Source organism: Streptococcus sp. 1F3, from assembly GCF_054968985.1.
This window is the reverse complement of the sequence record NZ_JBUEQR010000029.1, coordinates 1-17,832: the sequence shown is the minus strand read 5'-3', so window position 1 is coordinate 17,832 and position 17,832 is coordinate 1. Positions and strand designations below refer to the sequence as shown.

19 protein-coding genes are annotated in these 17,832 nt (G+C 40.1%); 14 read left to right on the top strand and 5 right to left on the bottom strand.

What is annotated here, in order from left to right; genetic code table 11:
- Positions 1 to 1,132 precede the first annotated feature (1,132 nt).
- Together ACVPON_RS02230 and ACVPON_RS02225 are read left to right on the top strand one after the other, a co-directional pair.
- Positions 1,133 to 1,588 (top strand): NINE protein, encoded by a 456-nt coding sequence (locus tag ACVPON_RS02230; RefSeq protein WP_462875747.1) that lies wholly within the window; start codon positions 1,133 to 1,135, stop codon positions 1,586 to 1,588.
- Positions 1,589 to 2,614 (top strand): SH3 domain-containing protein, encoded by a 1,026-nt coding sequence (locus ACVPON_RS02225; protein WP_462875744.1) that lies wholly within the window; start codon positions 1,589 to 1,591, stop codon positions 2,612 to 2,614.
- Between the two features lie 287 nt (positions 2,615 to 2,901).
- Here the strand turns inward: ACVPON_RS02225 and ACVPON_RS02220 are convergent, their stop codons facing one another.
- The 3 genes from ACVPON_RS02220 to recX all read right to left on the bottom strand — a co-directional run bounded on the left by ACVPON_RS02220 (position 2,902) and on the right by recX (position 4,693).
- Positions 2,902 to 3,216, bottom strand: a complete 315-nt coding sequence (locus ACVPON_RS02220) for a DUF960 domain-containing protein (RefSeq protein ID WP_462875742.1) — start codon at positions 3,214 to 3,216, stop codon at positions 2,902 to 2,904.
- 57 nt (positions 3,217 to 3,273) lie between these two features.
- Complete coding sequence (ntdP, locus tag ACVPON_RS02215) at positions 3,274 to 3,807, bottom strand: nucleoside tri-diphosphate phosphatase (protein WP_462875740.1); 534 nt, start codon at positions 3,805 to 3,807, stop codon at positions 3,274 to 3,276.
- A gap of 103 nt (positions 3,808 to 3,910) precedes the next feature.
- Positions 3,911 to 4,693 carry a recombination regulator RecX gene (recX, locus tag ACVPON_RS02210; protein WP_462875738.1) on the bottom strand — a complete coding sequence of 261 codons (783 nt, stop codon included), beginning with the start codon at positions 4,691 to 4,693 and terminating at the stop codon, positions 3,911 to 3,913.
- 37 nt (positions 4,694 to 4,730) lie between these two features.
- Between recX and rlmD the strand changes: the two genes are divergently transcribed.
- The 4 genes from rlmD (at position 4,731) to ACVPON_RS02190 (ending at position 8,721) form a co-directional block, all read left to right on the top strand.
- Positions 4,731 to 6,089, top strand: a complete 1,359-nt coding sequence (gene rlmD / locus ACVPON_RS02205; protein WP_462875737.1) for a 23S rRNA (uracil(1939)-C(5))-methyltransferase RlmD — start codon at positions 4,731 to 4,733, stop codon at positions 6,087 to 6,089.
- Positions 6,090 to 6,671: 582 nt separating this feature from the next.
- Entirely contained in the window at positions 6,672 to 7,076 is a 405-nt protein-coding gene (locus ACVPON_RS02200) for a hypothetical protein (RefSeq protein ID WP_462875735.1), read from the top strand.
- 215 nt (positions 7,077 to 7,291) lie between these two features.
- A complete protein-coding gene (locus ACVPON_RS02195) occupies positions 7,292 to 7,741 on the top strand; it encodes a DUF2798 domain-containing protein (protein WP_462875733.1) in 450 nt (149 codons plus the stop codon).
- A 248-nt stretch (positions 7,742 to 7,989) separates the two neighbouring features.
- Positions 7,990 to 8,721 (top strand): GntR family transcriptional regulator, encoded by a 732-nt coding sequence (locus ACVPON_RS02190; RefSeq protein WP_462875731.1) that lies wholly within the window; start codon positions 7,990 to 7,992, stop codon positions 8,719 to 8,721.
- A gap of 177 nt (positions 8,722 to 8,898) precedes the next feature.
- Here ACVPON_RS02190 and ACVPON_RS02185 read toward each other — a convergent pair whose 3' ends face one another.
- Both ACVPON_RS02185 and ACVPON_RS02180 read right to left on the bottom strand, forming a co-directional pair.
- Positions 8,899 to 9,105: a GNAT family N-acetyltransferase gene (locus ACVPON_RS02185; protein ID WP_462875754.1), complete on the bottom strand. Its 207-nt coding sequence runs from the start codon at positions 9,103 to 9,105 to the stop codon at positions 8,899 to 8,901.
- Between the two features lie 386 nt (positions 9,106 to 9,491).
- Positions 9,492 to 10,202, bottom strand: coding sequence for a GntR family transcriptional regulator (locus ACVPON_RS02180; RefSeq protein WP_462875729.1), 711 nt, complete (start codon positions 10,200 to 10,202; stop codon positions 9,492 to 9,494).
- Positions 10,203 to 10,360: 158 nt separating this feature from the next.
- Between ACVPON_RS02180 and ACVPON_RS02175 the strand changes: the two genes are divergently transcribed.
- From ACVPON_RS02175 to ACVPON_RS02140, 8 genes are all read left to right on the top strand, one after another.
- Entirely contained in the window at positions 10,361 to 12,139 is a 1,779-nt protein-coding gene (locus ACVPON_RS02175) for a glycoside hydrolase family 35 protein (RefSeq protein WP_462875726.1), read from the top strand.
- Positions 12,140 to 12,141: 2 nt separating this feature from the next.
- Positions 12,142 to 12,627, top strand: coding sequence for a PTS system mannose/fructose/N-acetylgalactosamine-transporter subunit IIB (locus ACVPON_RS02170; RefSeq protein WP_462875752.1), 486 nt, complete (start codon positions 12,142 to 12,144; stop codon positions 12,625 to 12,627).
- Between the two features lie 96 nt (positions 12,628 to 12,723).
- The gene (locus ACVPON_RS02165) at positions 12,724 to 13,629 is read left to right on the top strand and encodes a PTS mannose/fructose/sorbose/N-acetylgalactosamine transporter subunit IIC (protein ID WP_462875724.1); all 906 of its coding nucleotides are present in this window, start codon (positions 12,724 to 12,726) and stop codon (positions 13,627 to 13,629) included.
- Positions 13,616 to 14,443 carry a PTS system mannose/fructose/sorbose family transporter subunit IID gene (locus tag ACVPON_RS02160; RefSeq protein ID WP_462875722.1) on the top strand — a complete coding sequence of 276 codons (828 nt, stop codon included), beginning with the start codon at positions 13,616 to 13,618 and terminating at the stop codon, positions 14,441 to 14,443. The genes ACVPON_RS02165 and ACVPON_RS02160 overlap by 14 nt, the downstream gene beginning before the upstream one ends.
- A gap of 10 nt (positions 14,444 to 14,453) precedes the next feature.
- Positions 14,454 to 14,858, top strand: coding sequence for a PTS sugar transporter subunit IIA (locus tag ACVPON_RS02155; RefSeq protein ID WP_462875720.1), 405 nt, complete (start codon positions 14,454 to 14,456; stop codon positions 14,856 to 14,858).
- A 366-nt stretch (positions 14,859 to 15,224) separates the two neighbouring features.
- Complete coding sequence (locus ACVPON_RS02150; protein ID WP_462875750.1) at positions 15,225 to 16,232, top strand: aldose epimerase family protein; 1,008 nt, start codon at positions 15,225 to 15,227, stop codon at positions 16,230 to 16,232.
- A gap of 257 nt (positions 16,233 to 16,489) precedes the next feature.
- Positions 16,490 to 16,744 (top strand): DUF1912 family protein, encoded by a 255-nt coding sequence (locus tag ACVPON_RS02145; RefSeq protein ID WP_462875718.1) that lies wholly within the window; start codon positions 16,490 to 16,492, stop codon positions 16,742 to 16,744.
- 33 nt (positions 16,745 to 16,777) lie between these two features.
- The gene (locus ACVPON_RS02140; RefSeq protein ID WP_462875716.1) at positions 16,778 to 17,143 is read left to right on the top strand and encodes a helix-hairpin-helix domain-containing protein; all 366 of its coding nucleotides are present in this window, start codon (positions 16,778 to 16,780) and stop codon (positions 17,141 to 17,143) included.
- Positions 17,144 to 17,832: the final 689 nt, after the last annotated feature.

Sequence of the window (17,832 nt, the reverse complement as noted above, 5' to 3'; positions counted from 1 at the left end):
GGAGTTCGAAGTGAGTTCCCATATCATATTCATTAGTGATAACGATATTTTTGTCTTTAATTCTGAGAAAATTTGTGATACGATTTAGTTGTTCCATATGAGTCTTTCTAATGAGTTGTTCGTCGCTTTTCATTATAAGTCATATGGGACTTTTTTTCTATACTCAAAAAGGCTCCATAATCTCTACAGTGGATTTACCCACTACAGAAATTATAGAGCCAGTTTTCAAAGTTCCGAAACAAGAACTTCTCGAGTGGTCAAATCATTTGAAATATCAGGCCTTTTTAGTCCGAGAAGCTTTGTGATACTATGTAAGTTCCGTATGCTCTCTTTCTAATGCCTTGCTTAGTTGTTTTTCATTAGAAGGTTAGCTGGGACTTTGGTATATACTCAAAAAAGTTCTATCATCTCTGGTTGGGATTTACCCACTACAGAAATGATAGAGCACTTTTTCTTTGCATTTAAAGTTAGGAGCCTCATTTTTAAATTGAACTTGTCTAACTTCTGTCAGTAAAAAGTGATGTGCTTTTGGCTTGCTATATCTACCAACATTCTTTTTTACTTTGATACTCTTTCAAAATCAAAAGGATGCTTCGCCAACTTGCCTTGGTGAAGGCCCGTTCTATCTTCGGCTTCAATTATAAGGAAATGAGCGGTGCTACTCTCATTTCCAACCTTTCACAATTCTGAATTGTGAAAGCTAGTCTACTGTTGATTGTTATTGAGTATGAGTTTTTAATGGGGGTTAGTCTTGCGTGATTATGTTCGGATAAAAGTCTTTATCAATGTCTCAGTTTGATTTCATTCTTTAGCATCTTCAGAAAGCCGATGATGCCTATTACTGGAGTAGGGCGAGTGATATTATGACTATGAAGTAGTTTTCTAGATAAGATGGGTCAGGTGTGGAGAGAATTGCTTGAAATAACCTGCTATCTCTTTCTTATCAATAGGATTCTTTTTCCTTGATATACTTTTTTAATAAAACATTTATAAAAATGCTTTATATACAATACTTGTATATAAAGTTATTGACAAAGTCAATAACTTTAACTAACTAGCCATCGGACAAATATTGTTCATTGGACATGTTTAAAATTGCAAAACAAGCATTGCTTATATAAGGAGGTTTTGAATGTCTCATGATATGATTCAACAGTTTATTGGAAAAAATAAGGACAATCTTCCACAAGATGAGATTGCCTTACTGCGCTATCGGTTAGAGTATTTGACGGAATCAGAATTAAATGGCGTTGTAATTCTTCCTTTACGTCAGCCTTTTAAGGCAATTCTTTTTTGTATTTTCTTTCGATATTTGGGGATTCATCGATTTTATATTGGACAGCTCGGGCTTGGCTTTCTTCATTTGTTCTGCAATGTGCTGATTATGGCTGTTCTTATCTTTTATAGTCTGGTATTGCAATTTTCATGGAAATCCTGGGGACTTGTTGCGATCATCTTACCAGCTTGGTTACTCGTTTGGTTTATCATGGATATCTTTACGATTTGGAATGATACTAAATTAGCGAATTTAGATAAGATAAATGAGCATATATTATCCATCTATTCGCATTCAAGAGGAGTTTATTAAATGAAAGAGTCACAGGAACAAAGGTTGGGTGTTGAGTCTACTTCAGAGTATATTCATTCTGATATAGAGTTAAGTAGGGAGAATCATTTTGAATCTGCTTATCAGAATATGTATTTGGAAGAAAAAACGTTGGCGAAGCAAAGTAAGCCATTAAGAGAAGAGGCAAGGAGGTCTAGAACTCAAGCCTCCAATGAACTAGGGGAGTTAGGCATTTCCCACGATGTCTACCAGTATGAGCTGAGTAAAGACAATGTGATGCGGGATTTGGAAAAGGATATCCAAAAGCGTAGGCAAGAAAAGTTAGTGTATGCATGCAGCATGGCAGGGATTACAATCTTTCTCTTGCTTCTACCCCTCTTTTTTAGACAAAAAGAAGAACGGCTCCCCTTATCTTCAGCTGACCAGTTTAGTAATAGCTCTTTTACATCTTCGACTTCCAGTTCTAGTTCTAGTGCTTTTTCAATGGGAAGTAGTGTTTCCCAGTCTACGGCTTCAGTAGCAAGTGAAACAAGACCGTCCTCTTCAGTTGTTCATGAGCCAAGATTTACCGGTAATGAATTTATGGTTCAGGTCTCTGTGACTGACTTAAATATCAGGAGCGAGCCACAAGATACATCGGATATAGTAGGAAATTGCCCGCCGGGAACCTATACGATAGTAGAGGTGCACCAAAATAATGGGTATACCTGGGGGAGGTTAAAATCAGGAGAAGGCTGGATTGCCCTTGACTATACAGACTATATGAACGCTAGAGGTAAAATCAAGGTTGATACGAAAAAGTTAACAACTCAACAGGTAAAAAATTGGGTGCGCGCAGCTTATGAGCAGTTTGTTGCCCCCTATGCTAATATTGGTAGTATTCGTGATATTGATGTTCGAAAGGAAAAAGATGGCTTGGTTTATGCTAGAGTTTATGAAAATCGCCATCAAGCGGAATTGCTGTTTCGGATTTCTGCCGATGGCTATTTGGAAAGGCAGCTAGCAGATGGGGAGTGGACGATCCTTTCACGGGAGTATTTTGAATAGTATAGTCATTTCATTTACCTTTTATTACTTCAAGGATTGTGGAAACTCCGTTTCCTTATTTCCAACTTCCGATCATCTTCTAGATGATTGGAAGTTACTTTGCCCTACTCTACGATTGTTACTGACTATCGTCAGTATGATTTCCAACCTTCAACAGTCATTAGACTGTTGAAGCAGCCTGCGGCTTCTTGCCTAGTACTAAAAGGACACGAAACACGATAAGGCTGGATCCAATAAAGAAAGTGGCTGACAAAATGATGGAGCCACGATTGTTAATAGTGAAATGATTAAAAATGCAACTCATCAGGCAGGAGAATTGTTTCCTGTCCTTTTTTGTCAATGACGAGTAACTTAGATGGATAGAGGGGATCAAAGGGAAGTTGTAAATCAACAGAGAGTGCGTTGTGATAATGCTCCTGTGAAAAGACAAGGGTAATCTTTCCCTTATTGTTCTTTAATTGAAATTGGAGAATTGATTTCAAGGGAATGACATGTTTTAGGTAGTTATCAATGATATACCAGATACTGTCTATCATCTTGCTAGGGAGAGAGGTGACGGTGCTAAAACTAGCATACCGTCCAGTTGTATTTGTAAATGCCATAATAAATCCTTTTTGTAAGAAAAAAGCCTGAAAATCAGGTTTTTTCTGTATGCAACTTTAACGACTTCGTAGTTCTAAATATCGCTTGTACCAAATATTGACATAGGCTTGCGAGAAAGGCCCCCGTTTGTGATTGATCCAATCCACGAGGATTTTGATATTTTCCTTGAGGATAAAGTCAATATCTGCTGGGTAATTCATCTGTCTGCGGTGGCGTTCATACTCATCGACATCTAGCAAGCGTTTTTCTCCATCAGCAAAAACCTTGACATCAAGGTCATAGTCGATGTATTTAAGGGCTTCGTTATCAAGAACAAAGGGACTTGCTAGGTTACAATAATAGGAGACGCCGTTTTCACGAATCATAGCGATGATATTAAACCAATATTTCTTGTGAAAATAGACAATAGCCGGTTCTCTGGTAAGCCAACGTCTGCCATCATTTTCAGTGACCAAGGTATGATTGTTGACACCGATGATAGCATTTTCTGTTGTTTTTAGTACCATGGTATCGCGCCAGGTGCGGTGCAATAGACCATCATGTTTATAACTCTGAATTGTAATAAAGTCGCCTTCTTTTGGTAATTTCACATGGTTACCAACTTTCTACAATTTAAGTTTAGTCCTACTCATTATACCATAACTTTTAAAGAATAGGAAAAATTTACACCGGCATTATTGTTTTGTTCGGAAATTAAAGGTGAGGGTAGTCTCGTAGCGTACGTTTTATTTGTTGGTAATCATAACCTTTGCGCATGAGAGCCTGGGTTAAGCGTTGTTGTAAGTCATAACCGTCATATTTGCGACTATATTTGCGATACTGCCTGTCCAATTCTTTTTGAATCAATTCTTCTTCTACTTCGTCATCTGATTCTAATTCAAGGTTTTTGAGGGCAGTTTGGGCTTGTTGGTAAGAAAAGCCTTTATTTAGTAAGGAGTGAAGGACTTTATCTTGTAAGGCTCTGCTAGGAAGTTTATGAATATGTATTTTGGCAATTTTTTGGGAGACACGCTCTGCAATTGGTAAAAAATCAAACTTTTGAATTTCTTCTTCGATGAAAGACATGGGAATCCCTTTTTGTGAGAGTTTTTGCTTGAGGACTTGTGGGCCTTTGTCTCCTGATAATTGATTTTGATAGAGAAAGGTTTCAACATATTTTCGGTCGTTGATCCAGTTATCTGTTTCAAGCTCAGCCAAGATTTGGACAATCGTAGTCGGTTCAATCTCATATTTTTCGAGATAATGTTGCACTTCCTGACGGGTTCGCTGTTTAAAAGAAAGGTGGTAGAGGGCAAGGTTTTTTCCGTAGGATCGTTGAGCAAAGGTTTGGACTTCTCTTAAGGTTTCTGCTGAGATGGTCTTATCTCTACTGAGCATAAAACGGACAATGGTATCCTCTGTAATATAGAGTTGTTTGGAATGATCCAGTTCTAGCAGATAAAGGCGTTTTTTCTTTTCGAGTTTTGTGATTTTCATTCTTTCATTATACATGAAATTCCGGTAAAATAGTATTATGAGTATACAAGTAAAACAACGGATTGCCTTAAAAATTAAGCGAATGGGAATCAATGGTGAGGGAATTGGCTTTTATCAGAAGACCTTGGTCTTTGTACCGGGAGCTTTAAAAGGGGAAGAAGTCTATTGTCAGGTGACAGCTGTCAGACGGAATTTTGTAGAGGCGCGCCTACTGAAGGTACATCGTGCTTCTAAATTTCGGGTTGCCCCGGCCTGTCCTGTATATGAGGCTTGTGGTGGCTGTCAGATTATGCATTTGCGCTACGATCGGCAGCTGGATTTCAAGACAGATTTGTTGCGTCAAGCCTTGAAGAAATTTCAGCCGGCAGGTTTTGAGGACTATGCTATTCGCTCGACCATTGGCATGACAAATCCAAGATATTACCGAGCAAAATTGCAGTTTCAGACACGGTTCATCAAGGGAAAGGTTCAGGCGGGACTGTATGCAGAGCATTCTCATCGTCTAGTTGCGATTCAGGACTGCCTAGTGCAGGATAAAATGACGCAAAAGATTATCAATCAGGTAGCAGCCTTGTTAGGGAAACACCGGATTCCTATTTATGATGAGCGACGGAATAGGGGGATTCGGACAGTCATGGTGCGACGGGCTAGGGAGACAGGGGAGGTTCAGTTGATCTTTGTGACCTCTAGTCAAGTTAATCTGATGCGTTTGGTGGAAGAGCTGGTCGGGAAATTCCCAGAGATTGTGACTGTGGCAATCAACTGGCACATGAAAAAATCCAGTGAGATTTATGGAGAAAAAACGGAGATTATTTGGGGACAAGAGACGATTAAGGAGGCTGTCTTAGGCTATGAGTTTGCCTTGTCACCGCGTGCCTTTTATCAGTTGAATCCAGAACAGACGCACATCTTGTATGATGAAGCAGTCAAGGCATTGGACATCCAAGGGGATGAGCATGTGATTGATGCCTACTGTGGGGTCGGAACCATTGGTTTTGCTCTTGCCAGAAAGGTAAAGTCCTTGCGAGGGATGGATATAATTCCTGAAGCAATTGAGGATGCCAAGCGCAATGCAGCAGCACTGGGATTAGAAAACACATACTATGAGGCAGGATTGGCAGAAGAAGTTATCCCACGTTGGTATAGAGAGGGCTATCGGGCAGATGCTTTAATTGTTGATCCGCCACGGAGGGGACTTGATGAGCAGCTACTGGAGACAATTATTCGTTACCAGCCAGAAAAAATGGTTTATGTGTCTTGTAATGTTTCTACCCTCGCGAGGGATTTGGTCCAGTTGGCTAGGGTTTATACAGTAGACTATATCCAGTCTGTAGACATGTTTCCCCATACCGCACGGACCGAGGCTGTAGTAAAGCTCCAACGAAAGGAAGGTTGAGCAGTCTTGTTTTGAGTGCTGACGTGTCTCTGCCTAACGAACAATATAGAGATTATCCCCTACCTATAGAAGGTAGAAAGATAGGGAAGAAGGGTGACAGTATGTCACTCTTTTTGTAAAATCCAGGAGTGAAAATAGGGGAAATTCTTCAAAAACAGGAATTAGAGAGGATTGGGGGATTCGTTTTCGATAGAAAATACAGTATCAGCGTTTTAAAGAATGGGAAGAATTGAAGATGAGTAGCCAAAAATAGAAGTTCTAGGTATATTTTGAAGGAAATATATAGTTGTTTCGTTTACTTTTAATACTAGGCAACGAGTTGCAGGCTGCTTCAACAGTCTAAGGACTGTTGAAGGTTGGAAATCATACTGACGATAGTCAGTAACAATCGTAGAGTAAGGCAAAGTGAGTTCCAATTATCTAGAAGATGATTGGAAGTTGGAAATAAGGAAACGGAGTTTCCGCAATCGTTGAAGTAATAAAAGTTAAACTAAATGAGTATATCATTGTAAAATCAGTTGGATATGGTAGCACATAGTGGTTCTAAATGGATCCCTATGGAAATATGAGGAGGACATCTAGATGACAGATGCGAAGTACTTACCAGTAAAGGAAAGTTTGGGCTATAAAAATGTGAAAAAAGCCCTGTGGAATGTCTTTTCAGCGAATGTAGATGATTTTGAAATAACAGAGGGAGAGTATGAAAATTTTGGTTTTCAGTTCCGCTATAAGACACATGTGTTCGATATGGGGGTTTCTTCAACTGGAAAAGGGATTCAATTTGAGTGTGGTGAGGGAGGATTGTTTACCATTGCCTTGCCAAATCCAACATATCCCAAGGAATCATTTTTGAAGTCGGTCTTTTTTCATCATCTATTGACAGATATGGAATTAAGAGATGAAGTAAGGTATGTATTTGGTAAAAAGGAAGGTGCGATAGAGCGTGCCTTGCTCATCCTAAAACAGTATATAGATAGTATAGAATGACAGGACATGAATCTTTCTTCCTAGGGATAGTTTGTAATTTTTTATAGCAATAAGTCTGCCTTAAATCAGGATAGCTTAGGCGTAGAGGGGTACATCACACTAGGAAACAAGTCCTCAAAAATGTATGGAGAGGGAAGAGTTTCTTATACAAATCGCTTACAAGAATATTTTAAATATGATACAATAATGTATTCAGAAAATAAAAGGAGCTAGCTATGTCAAAAAATGTTAAGGAAGCGTTGTTATTTACTACCTTGATGTGTAGTTTAATGGTCGTTGGAATGAGTTCATGGAATTTATTTCTCGTAGGACAGTTGTCATGGGAGCGTCTTATGATTGGTTTCGTACCGACCTTCTTGGTAGCGTTTACTTTGGACATGCTGATTGTTGGTCCAGTAGCTAAAGGGCTTGTCTTTCGTATTTTGCGACCATTTTCTCAGTCTCTGAAGAATTGGCAAAGGATTTTCTTGCTTTCAAGCATCATTGGCTTGTTGATGGTATCGTTGATGTCTTTTTATGGGCTTGTCATCAATGGCGCCTCACTTAGCCTCGGAGGCTATGGCTCTACTTGGATTCGTAATGCGGTTATGGCACTGCCTTTGAATTTCCTCGTTGCAGGTCCCTTAGCACGATTTCTCTTTGGGAAATTACAGGTGTTCTTATAGTGGACTTCCTTGAAATGATAAAAGGGGATATTTTCAGAAAAAGATAGATTTTGAAATTGAAAAGTAGCTACTTCATGACCAAATGGAAGGGACATGTGAGCTGTCGGAAAGATAGATGTCGAGGGACGTTTGATTTTTGCATAAGTCTATTGGTATAGGTAAAAGGGAGTAGCGTATTGTTCAACTTGCATTTAGTGAGGAAATAGCCTATACTTATAGTGGTTATAACCAATGAAGGAGTAAATACCATGGTCGATATATCTAATACAAAGCCTCTTTATCTTCAACTAGTAGAGACGCTTGAGACAGAAATTCGAGACAAGATGGTGGCAAATGAAAAACTGCTCTCAGAAAGAGAATTGACACAGGTCTACAGAGTTAGCCGGATCACTGTCCGTTTAGCCTTGCAGGAACTAGAAAAAAGAGGGTTGGTTTATAAGATTCACGGGAAAGGGACTTTTGTATCAGAAGTGGGGCATCAGGCGGTTGATCTATCAACGACCTATAGCTTTACGGAGCAGATGCGTAGAGTTGGTCGCGTTCCAAAGACGCAAATCCTATCCTTTGAGCGGATTCAGGCGACAGACTATTTGGCGCAGCACTTACAGGTTGCAATTGGAGAGCCCATCTTTGAGCTGGAACGTCTACGTTTAGCTGATGGGATTCCCATGATGTTAGAGCGAACCTATGTACCTGCCTTAGTTTTTGATTCCTTATCTGAAAAGGAGTTGCAGACTAGACCTTTGTATGAAATTTTTGCAGAAGATTATGCTCAAGTGATTCGCTTGGCAGAAGAGGAATTTTATGCCAGTATTGCACTTGAAAACGAAGCCAACCTCTTAGATATTCATAATGGGGAAGCGGTCTTACACCTTATTCGTAAGACCTATAATGATAAAAACCGCATTATCGAATATACCTTTAGTATTGCGCGTGCTGATCAGTTTCGCTACAAGATTAGCCACACACGTGGAGAATAGTACTTTGTCAATCTCTTTTCAAAGGATGCTATACATTTTGTAGTAACTACCGTAACAATCAGAAATCCTCCTAGAAGCCAATCTTTCTAGGAGGATTTTTTGTGGTTCGTTTTCTGATATAATAAATATGGATGCGCAAGTAATATTCAATCGATTTGCCTTTTTTTTTTTTGAAGATTATAATTGTTTTTCCAACAGGATGAATTCTTCTGTTGTGTACTTTTCTACAAAGCCAAGCTGTTTGAATAGGTGGATAGCAGGATTGTCCAATCCAATATTATCACAGTTCCTGGTGATTCCTTGGACTTTAACCTCCTGTAATAGAAGTAGTAGACCTTGTCTGCCAACTCCTCTTCCTCTAAAATGGTTTCGTTTACCTCTTATTACTTCAAGAATTGTGGAAACTCCGTTTCCCTATTTCCAACTTCCAATCATCTGGAAGATGATTGGAGCTCGCTTTGCCGTACTCTACGATTGTTACTGACTATCGTCAGTATGATTTCCAACCTTCAACAGTCATTAGACTGTTGAAGCAGTCTGCAGTTCGTTGTCTAGTACTAAAAGCAAATGAAACAACTATAAGAGCGATTTTCAACTTGTTTCCTTAAAATGTGTGATGCTACTTTGAGGCTAAAGTACTCTAAAATGAGGGAAGTGCCCGGTTTTTAGTTTAGTGCAATCTAGAAGTGTCTCTGACTAAGGTAGGGCGTCATTGTCTTTTTGGGAGAAGGCTACAAGGCAGGCATTCCTTGCCTTTGATTTCTAGGTTCTTAATGTTTATTTGCCACGATTTCAAATTTAAAGAATTGCCAATGTTTGTAGGTTTCGATGTATTCAAGGACTTCCTCTGTACCTATTCGTTTGGTTGTTCGAATTTGGAACATACTTGGTTCATCTTCTGTCATGTGGAGGTGCTTTGCTACTTCTGTTGGAGTAGGGAAGACCACCTCATTGGTTTCAGCATAGAGTTCTTCAGACATGTGGAGATTAAAGTCCAATTTAAAGCGTTGATAAATGGATTGAAAATGGGAGAGTGCTGCATTTGGCTCTTTGATATAGCGATCTGGAATGTAGGATTGATGGTAGATGTAGGGTGTATGCTCTGTTGAGCGAACGCGGATAATTTTATAATAATAAGCGTTTTTACCGAGTTCCAATTTTTCGAGAATACGTGGGTCATTGCCTTTTTCACAGGCTAGCACTTCGACCCTATCTTTTTCAAGTGGAAAGACTTCGATGTCTGAAAATTCGACGAGTTTGCCCTTGCGCGAGCGGGAGACAAAGGTTCCTTTTCCTTGTTGGCGAACGAGGTAGCCATCTTTGACCAATTCGTTAACGGCTCGAATGACAGTAATTGAGCTAACATTATAGAGTTTTGTCAATTCGGCTTCTGTATAAAATTTATCACCGTTTTCAAATTTTCCTGAAATAATTTGATGACGTAAGTCATTTTGTATTTGCTGGTATTTTGGTATTTTCATGTTTTTTCCTCCTTTTCATGAATATGAATCATACTTCTCATTATACTTATTATACTAAATTTTTGTGAAAATAGAAAAATTTTTAAAAACAACTGGACATAACCAGTAAAATGTGTTAATATATTGATAGAAAAGAAAACGATTACAAGGAGAGTGCAGTGAATACTTTTCAGATTCGAGAAGAATTTTATATAAATGATCAGCCTTTTAAGATTTTGTCAGGGGCGATTCACTATTTTCGAGTGCATCCAGATGATTGGTATCATTCCTTGTATAATTTGAAGGCTCTGGGGTTCAATACAGTTGAAACCTATGTTCCTTGGAATTTACATGAGCCTCAAAAAGGCGTTTTTACAACCGAAGGAATCTTGGATGTTGAGCGCTTTTTAACGATTGCGCAGGAGCTTGGCTTGTATGCGATTGTGCGTCCGTCTCCTTATATTTGTGCAGAATGGGAATGGGGAGGTCTTCCTGCCTGGTTGTTGCCAGAGCGTGTACGTGTACGTTCAAGAGATGAAGCCTACCTACGCCATGTAGAGGATTATTATGCCTTTCTCTTACCGAAGTTAGCCAAGCATCAGTTGTCCCAAGGGGGCAATATCCTGATGTTCCAAGTTGAAAATGAGTATGGCTCTTATGGTGAGGATAAGGAGTACTTGAGGGCAATAGCGGCTCTGATGAGAAAGTATGGGTTGACGGCTCCCTTCTTTACTTCAGATGGTTCATGGAGAGCAACTTTGCGGGCTGGAACCCTGATTGATGAAGATATTTTAGTCACAGCAAATTTTGGTTCAAATGCTAAAGGGAATTTCGAACAAGTACAGGCTTTCTTTGATGAGCATGGTAAAAAATGGCCATTGATGTGTATGGAATTTTGGGATGGCTGGTTCAATCGTTGGGGAGAAGAAGTCATTCGTAGAGATCCAGATGAGTTGGCTCAGGCTGTGATGGAAGCGCTTGAAATCGGCAGTGTTAATCTCTATATGTTCCACGGGGGAACCAATTTCGGCTTTATGAATGGTTGTTCGGCGCGTGGACAGATTGATTTGCCACAGATTACCTCTTATGACTACGATGCGATTTTAGATGAGGCAGGTAATCCAACCAAGAAATTTTATGCCCTTCAAGCCTTGCTCAAAGAGCGTTATCCGCAACTTGAGTATGCAGAACCATTGGTAAAAGAGGCAAAGGCTTATCCAAATGTAGCTTTGAATGATAAGGTGAGTTTGTTTGCAGCACTAGAGGATCTAAGCGATTGCCAGAGTAGTTTTTATCCAAAATCAATGGAAGAGCTTGGTCAGAATGTTGGCTATATTTACTATCAGACAAGAATGGAAAAAGACAAGTCTGATGACGAACGCTTGCGCATCATCGATGCTAGAGATCGAGTTCAAGTCTTCTTAGATGGTCAAAAGATTGCGACCCAATATCAAGAAGAAATCGGAGAAGATATCAGTGTAGCACAGGCTAATCCAGAAGCAAACTTGGGCATTCTAGTTGAAAATATGGGGCGTGTGAATTATGGTCACAAGCTAACAGCCCCTACTCAATATAAGGGATTAGGTCGTGGTGTGATTGCTGATCTGCATTTTATGGGACAGTGGGACATGTATCCGCTGCCGCTGGAGCAGTTAGATCAGCTCGCATTCACAGGAGAATGGGAAGAAGATCAACCAGCCTTCTATCGTTACCATGTGACGATTGAGCATTGCCAAGACACTTATCTAGATATGACTGGTTTTGGTAAGGGGGTTGTCTTTGTAAATCAAGAAAATATAGGTCGTTTCTGGGAACGAGGTCCACTTCTCTCTCTATATATACCAAAAGGATACTTAAAGAAAGGAGAAAATGAGATTATTGTCTTTGAAACAGAAGGCAAGTATAGAGAGAACCTTCGCTTTTCACAGGAACACGTGTATAAAGAAAAAGGAGAATAATGATGGCAATTATAGGAACACGTATTGATGGTCGTTTGATTCATGGTCAGGTGGCTAATCTTTGGACAACTAAACTAAATATTTCACGAATTATGGTTGTGGATGATGAAGTAGTCAATAACGACATTGAAAAATCAGGCTTGAAGCTCGCTTGCCCTGCCGGTGTAAAATTATCCATTTTACCAGTTGAGAAGGCGGCGGCAAATATCCTAGCAGGTAAATATGATTCCCAACGTCTTCTGATTGTAGGAAAGCGTCCAGCTCCATTCTTGGGATTGGTCGAAAGAGGAGTTGAACTACCTGAGCTCAATGTTGGAAACATGTCCCAATCACCTGAAACTCGCTCGGTTACTCGTTCTGTAAATGTTGTAGATGAAGACATCAAGGTCTTTGATGAATTGAATGCTAAAGGTGTGAAATTGATTCATCAAATGGTACCAGGTGATACCGCTAAAGATTTCTTGCCTTTGCTTGATAAGGTAAGATAAGGTTGGTCTATACTCGTAAAATTCACTTTTTTCTGTTGGATTTTAGAGAGTATGATTTCATTTCGTATATTATAAAAATTTTTAGGAGGTTACATCATGATTCAATGGTGGCAAATTCTTTTACTCACGTTGTACTCAGCATATCAAATCTGTGATGAGTTAACGATTGTATCTTCTGCTGGTTCCCCTATCTTTGCAGGATTTATCACAGGCCTAATCATGGGAGATTTAAAAACAGGTCTTTTGATCGGTTCAGCCCTTCAGTTGGTCGTTCTTGGTGTCGGTACTTTCGGGGGAGCTTCTCGTATCGATGCGACATCTGGTGCGGTTTTAGCAACTGCTTTCTCTGTAGCCAAAGGAATTGACCCTGAAATTGCGATTTCGACTATCGGTGTACCGGTAGCAGGACTTCTTGTCTATACAGATATTCTTGGTCGCTTTACAACTACTTACTTTGCTCACCGTGTGGATGCAGCGGTTGAACGCTTCGACTACAAGGCGATTGAACGCAACTATCTTTTAGGTGCTATTCCATGGGCTTTATCACGTGCCTTGCCTGTCTTTCTTGCCCTTGTCTTTGGTGGTGGTCTTGTTGAGGCATTGGTAACAGCTATTGAATTACCTCAGTACAAATGGATTGCAGCAGGTCTAACGCTTGCAGCACGTATGCTTCCAGGTCTTGGATTTGCTATCCTACTTCACTATCTTCCACTTAAACGCAACCTTCACTACCTTGCAGCTGGTTTTGGTATTACTGCTATGCTGACTGTTCTTTACGGTAACGTTTCATCTCTAGGTGGCGCTGTTGCTGGCATTGTTGGAACTCTTCCAGCAGATGCAGGTGTTGAATTTATCAATAACTTTAAAGGTCTATCTATGATTGGTATTGCAATCATCGGTATCTTGCTTGCAGTACTTCATTATCAAAATGCGCGTCGTACCGTAGTTGCTGCTCCAGTATCAAACGTAGAAAGTGGGGAAATTGAAGATGACGAAATCTAATTACAAATTAACAAAAGAAGATTTTAATCAAATTAACAAGCGTAGTTTATTCACCTATCAATTGGGTTGGAACTATGAGCGGATGCAGGGTTCTGGTTATCTCTATATGATCTTGCCACAGCTTCGTAAGATGTATGGAGATGGCACTCCAGAATTGAAAGAAATGATGAAGACCCATACGCAATTCTTCAACACTTCTAACTTCTTCCATACCATCATTGCAGGTTTTGATCTTGCCTTGGAAGAAAAAGAAGGGATTGAAGCAAAAGATGCGGTTAATGGTATTAAGACTGGTTTGATGGGACCATTTGCACCGCTTGGGGACTCTATCTTTGGTTCACTTGTTCCAGCGATTATGGGAACAATTGCAGCTTCTATGGCTGCAGGTGGAAACCTTGCTGGTATTGTTGGGATTGCCCTCTGGGTAGCTGTAGCCTTTCTTTATGATGTATTCCGTTGGAAACAATTAGAGTTTGCCTATAAAGAAGGTGTGAAGCTAGTAACCACTATGCGCGATACCTTGAATGCTCTTGTAGATGCAGCTTCTGTTCTTGGGGTATTCATGATGGGAGCCTTGATTGCGACCATGATTAATGTTGAGATTTCTTGGCTACCAAAACTTGGTGAAAAGGAAATTAATCTCCAAGATTTGTTAAATACCATTTTCCCTCGCCTATTGCCAGCTTTGATTACAGGTGCTATCTTCTGGTTGTTAGGACGTAAAGGTATGACCTCTACAAAAGCAATCGGCATTATCATTGTAGTAGCACTTGCTCTATCAGCTCTTGGCCATTTCGCATTTGGCATGATGTAAGGTGTGATGTATGGATAAACATTTAATATTAGTAAGTCACGGGCAATTCTGTGAGGGATTAAAGCAAAGTACAGAAATGATTATGGGTCCACAAGACAATATTCATACGGTTGCCTTGCTTCCAGCAGAAGGCCCAGAAGAGTTTCAGGCTAAATTTTTAGATACGATTCAAGGGTTAGATGATTTTGTAGTCTTTGCAGACTTGCTCGGCGGGACACCTTGTAACGTGGTCAGCAAACTGATTTTAGAAGGTCGCAAGATTGACCTCTATGCAGGAATGAACATGCCAATGGTTATTCGTTTTATCAACGATGCCCTCCTTGGAACCGCATCACGCTACGATGAAAATACATCAGAATACATCCAGTATGTCAACGATGTATTGGCAAGTATGTCAGATGACGAAGATGAATAAGCTTTAAGTATCCTCAGGAGTTGGCAGCAATGCCAGCTCTTGTTTGGTTTTAGCAAAGTCATACCTTTAAAAAATCAAAAGGTTATTTTGTTAAGAGTTTTGATATAATTGAACATGGGCTAAAAGCTCAGAAAAAAGATTAAAAATGAATCAGATACAATAACTCGGTCTATTGGCGGTAGCTAGCTGACTATTTATGACTAGCCTAGCTAGCTTCGCAGGGGTCTCGCAACGAAGTTGCAAGCAACTTCTGTTTGTCCGCCTATTTTTGCCGTAGCTGTTACGAGCTTGCTCGTTTTACAGATACGGATGCCCTAGGGGTATAGTTGCTTTTTTAAGACCCTCGTCTTGTATAAAGGAGAAATGATGATAGAAGTTTGTCAATTTGGAAGTGAAAAGGCTAAAAAATACCGTTTGGTTAATGAAGCTGGAATGCAGGTGACCCTGACCAATTTTGGGGCTCGAATTGTGGAGATTTTGGTACCGGTAGAAGAAAATGGAGGCTTGCGCAGTCTAACTATGGTCGCATCATCAGATGAGGACTATTTGCAGAAGGATGCCTATCCTGGTGCGACCATTGTACCCGTGGCGGGACGGATTTCTAAAGCTCAGGCAACTATCAAGGGAGAGGTTTATGCTTTTACTGAAAATGAACCAGGACGTACCTTGCATGGTGGTATACATACGGCAAATGAACACTATTGGGATGTAGAGGTAGATGAGCTAGCAAATAGCGTTTGCTTTGCATTTGAGCTTGCAGATGGCTTTAATGGATTTCCAGGAGCTGTACGGGTGAAAGCCTGCTACCGTTTGACGGAGGATAATCAGCTTGAGATTTCCTATACAGCTCAATCAGAGAAGGACACGATTTTTAATCCGACCAATCATGTTTATTTCAATCTGACGGGTGATGTCAACAAGGATATTTCAGAGCATTATGTGCGGATTGCAGCTCAAACTTACGCTCCTCTCGGAGAGGATAACCTGCCACTTGGTAGATTAGATTCTGTCGAGAAAACACCTTTTGATTTCCGAGCAGGTGGGACATTTGCCCAGGGATTTACATTGACCCATCCGCAGAATCAGCTGGTCAAGGGATATGATCATCCTTGGGTTTTAGATAAGGTAGCAGAGCCAGTAGAGGTCATCAGCCCAGACCAAAAGATTCGTTTGACGGTTACTACCAACCAGCCAGCAGTAGTGATTTACACCTACAATTTTCCAAGTGAGGACATGGCAACCTATCACGGAGCTTTTAGTTTGGAATGTCAAGGCTTGCCCAACGCCTGCAATCTAGAGGGCTTTGGCTCCATTTTATTAGAAAAAGACCAGTTGTTTGAGCACCAAACCTCTTACAAATTTGAGTGGGAGTGAGATAGGATACGAGAGCTTTTTGCTTGTGTTCAATTATAAATAGCAACCAAAAGGAAGAGGTGGTTTGCTTTGCTTGCCAAAACTTCCTTTTTCATATAAGAGATAAAAAGCACTTTTACTTGTAAACTTTTCTTTTTCTCTCCCTTTTCCTTTTAGAATGTGCTATAATGGGGGAAAATATATGAAGGTGGACGTATGAATCCGAGTAATTATTTTATTTTGGTAAAGAATCCTCCCTTATGTAGGAGGATTGACGAATGACTTATGAGCAGGAGTTTCTAAAGGAGTTCGAAGCCTGGGTCAATACTCAGGTGATGATCAATGAAATGGCTATGGAAGAAAGCCGTCGTGTCTTAGAAGAAGATAAAGATGAACGGGCGGCAGATGCCTATATTCGCTATGAGAGTAAGGTTGACGCTTATCGCTTTATTCAGGGAAAGTTTGCCAACTATGCTGCTGGCAAAGGCTTCCATGATCTACCAGATGAATTATTTGGGCAGAGACACTATTAACCTAAAAGGCAGATACTAAAGGAGATTAGAAAAATGGCAAAGAAAAAAGTAAACCGTAAGAAAGCATTGAAACGTGAATGGGCAAAATTGAAAAAAGCAAGCCGTGAGCGTTTGGGACAGGTTGCTGATGTTGCTGAAACTGTTGTGGAGCAAGCGGTTGAGCAGGTCAAGGAAGTAGTAGCAGATATGAAAGAACAAGCAACTACAAGTTTAGAGGAGTTCCAAGCTCTACCAGAATTAGAGGGGATTCCAGCTAGTCGTTTGGAAACTTTCTACCAAGCAGGCATCACAAACGTAGCTGATTTTGCAACATGGACAGAAAAAGACCTGCTTGCCTTGAAAGGAATCGGAGCAGCAACGATTAAGCAGCTGAAAGAAAAGAACATTGGTTTAAAGTAAGATACAAAGGGCGTTAAAAAAGCGAATGAAAAATAGGTGGCCGAGCAGAAGTTGCTTGCAACTTCGTTGCGAGACCCCAGCGAAGCTAGCTAGGCTAGTCACCAATGAAATGTAGGAAATAGCCAGCTAGCTACCGCCAATTAAACAAGTTCTGTCTTTTATTCATCGTTGAGCTTTTTTCCGAGCTTTTAGTCTGAGTTCAATTAAACAAAGATACAAAGCCCGTTAAGAACTCAAAGTAAAAATAGGAAACTTTGCGAAGACGCTTGCGTCTAGCAAAAGTTTATCTTTTTTACACAGAGTTTAGGGCGTGTTCAATTACGATACGAGAGCGTTTGACACGAGTTTCACTCGTTTTATTTCCAATCTTTAACAAGTCTATCTTTAGACGGTTAAAGCACGCAGTGAGAAGAGCCCAAACAATTTGTAATTCCACACCAAACCATGTTTCCTAGTTCCTCTTCTCCGTAAAAAAGTGAGCCATTGGGCCAATGTCATTAAGTTAAGATTCTATTCCAATATTTATTGGATAGGGTCTTTTTGTTTTTCAATAAAGTGATAGACTAAAATCAAAAGGCTCTTTGTCAACTGTAGTGGGTAGATGAAAAGCTAACACCTAGAGAGGACGAACTTGGTTCTCTCTTTCTTTACGTTTAAAGCAATCAAAATGCGTTTTTTAAAGTTTTCAA

What these genes read in the sequence shown, in the direction of transcription:
- ACVPON_RS02230 (WP_462875747.1), top strand. Translation starts at nt 1,133, where the DNA reads ATGTCTCATGATATGATTCAACAGTTTATTGGAAAAAATAAGGACAAT.
- ACVPON_RS02225 (WP_462875744.1), top strand. Translation starts at nt 1,589, where the DNA reads ATGAAAGAGTCACAGGAACAAAGGTTGGGTGTTGAGTCTACTTCAGAG.
- ACVPON_RS02220 (WP_462875742.1), bottom strand. Translation starts at nt 3,216, where the DNA reads ATGGCATTTACAAATACAACTGGACGGTATGCTAGTTTTAGCACCGTC.
- recX (WP_462875738.1), bottom strand. Translation starts at nt 4,693, where the DNA reads ATGAAAATCACAAAACTCGAAAAGAAAAAACGCCTTTATCTGCTAGAA.
- rlmD (WP_462875737.1), top strand. Translation starts at nt 4,731, where the DNA reads ATGAGTATACAAGTAAAACAACGGATTGCCTTAAAAATTAAGCGAATG.
- ACVPON_RS02200 (WP_462875735.1), top strand. Translation starts at nt 6,672, where the DNA reads ATGACAGATGCGAAGTACTTACCAGTAAAGGAAAGTTTGGGCTATAAA.
- ACVPON_RS02195 (WP_462875733.1), top strand. Translation starts at nt 7,292, where the DNA reads ATGTCAAAAAATGTTAAGGAAGCGTTGTTATTTACTACCTTGATGTGT.
- ACVPON_RS02190 (WP_462875731.1), top strand. Translation starts at nt 7,990, where the DNA reads ATGGTCGATATATCTAATACAAAGCCTCTTTATCTTCAACTAGTAGAG.
- ACVPON_RS02180 (WP_462875729.1), bottom strand. Translation starts at nt 10,202, where the DNA reads ATGAAAATACCAAAATACCAGCAAATACAAAATGACTTACGTCATCAA.
- ACVPON_RS02170 (WP_462875752.1), top strand. Translation starts at nt 12,142, where the DNA reads ATGGCAATTATAGGAACACGTATTGATGGTCGTTTGATTCATGGTCAG.
- ACVPON_RS02165 (WP_462875724.1), top strand. Translation starts at nt 12,724, where the DNA reads ATGATTCAATGGTGGCAAATTCTTTTACTCACGTTGTACTCAGCATAT.
- ACVPON_RS02160 (WP_462875722.1), top strand. Translation starts at nt 13,616, where the DNA reads ATGACGAAATCTAATTACAAATTAACAAAAGAAGATTTTAATCAAATT.
- ACVPON_RS02155 (WP_462875720.1), top strand. Translation starts at nt 14,454, where the DNA reads ATGGATAAACATTTAATATTAGTAAGTCACGGGCAATTCTGTGAGGGA.
- ACVPON_RS02150 (WP_462875750.1), top strand. Translation starts at nt 15,225, where the DNA reads ATGATAGAAGTTTGTCAATTTGGAAGTGAAAAGGCTAAAAAATACCGT.
- ACVPON_RS02145 (WP_462875718.1), top strand. Translation starts at nt 16,490, where the DNA reads ATGACTTATGAGCAGGAGTTTCTAAAGGAGTTCGAAGCCTGGGTCAAT.
- ACVPON_RS02140 (WP_462875716.1), top strand. Translation starts at nt 16,778, where the DNA reads ATGGCAAAGAAAAAAGTAAACCGTAAGAAAGCATTGAAACGTGAATGG.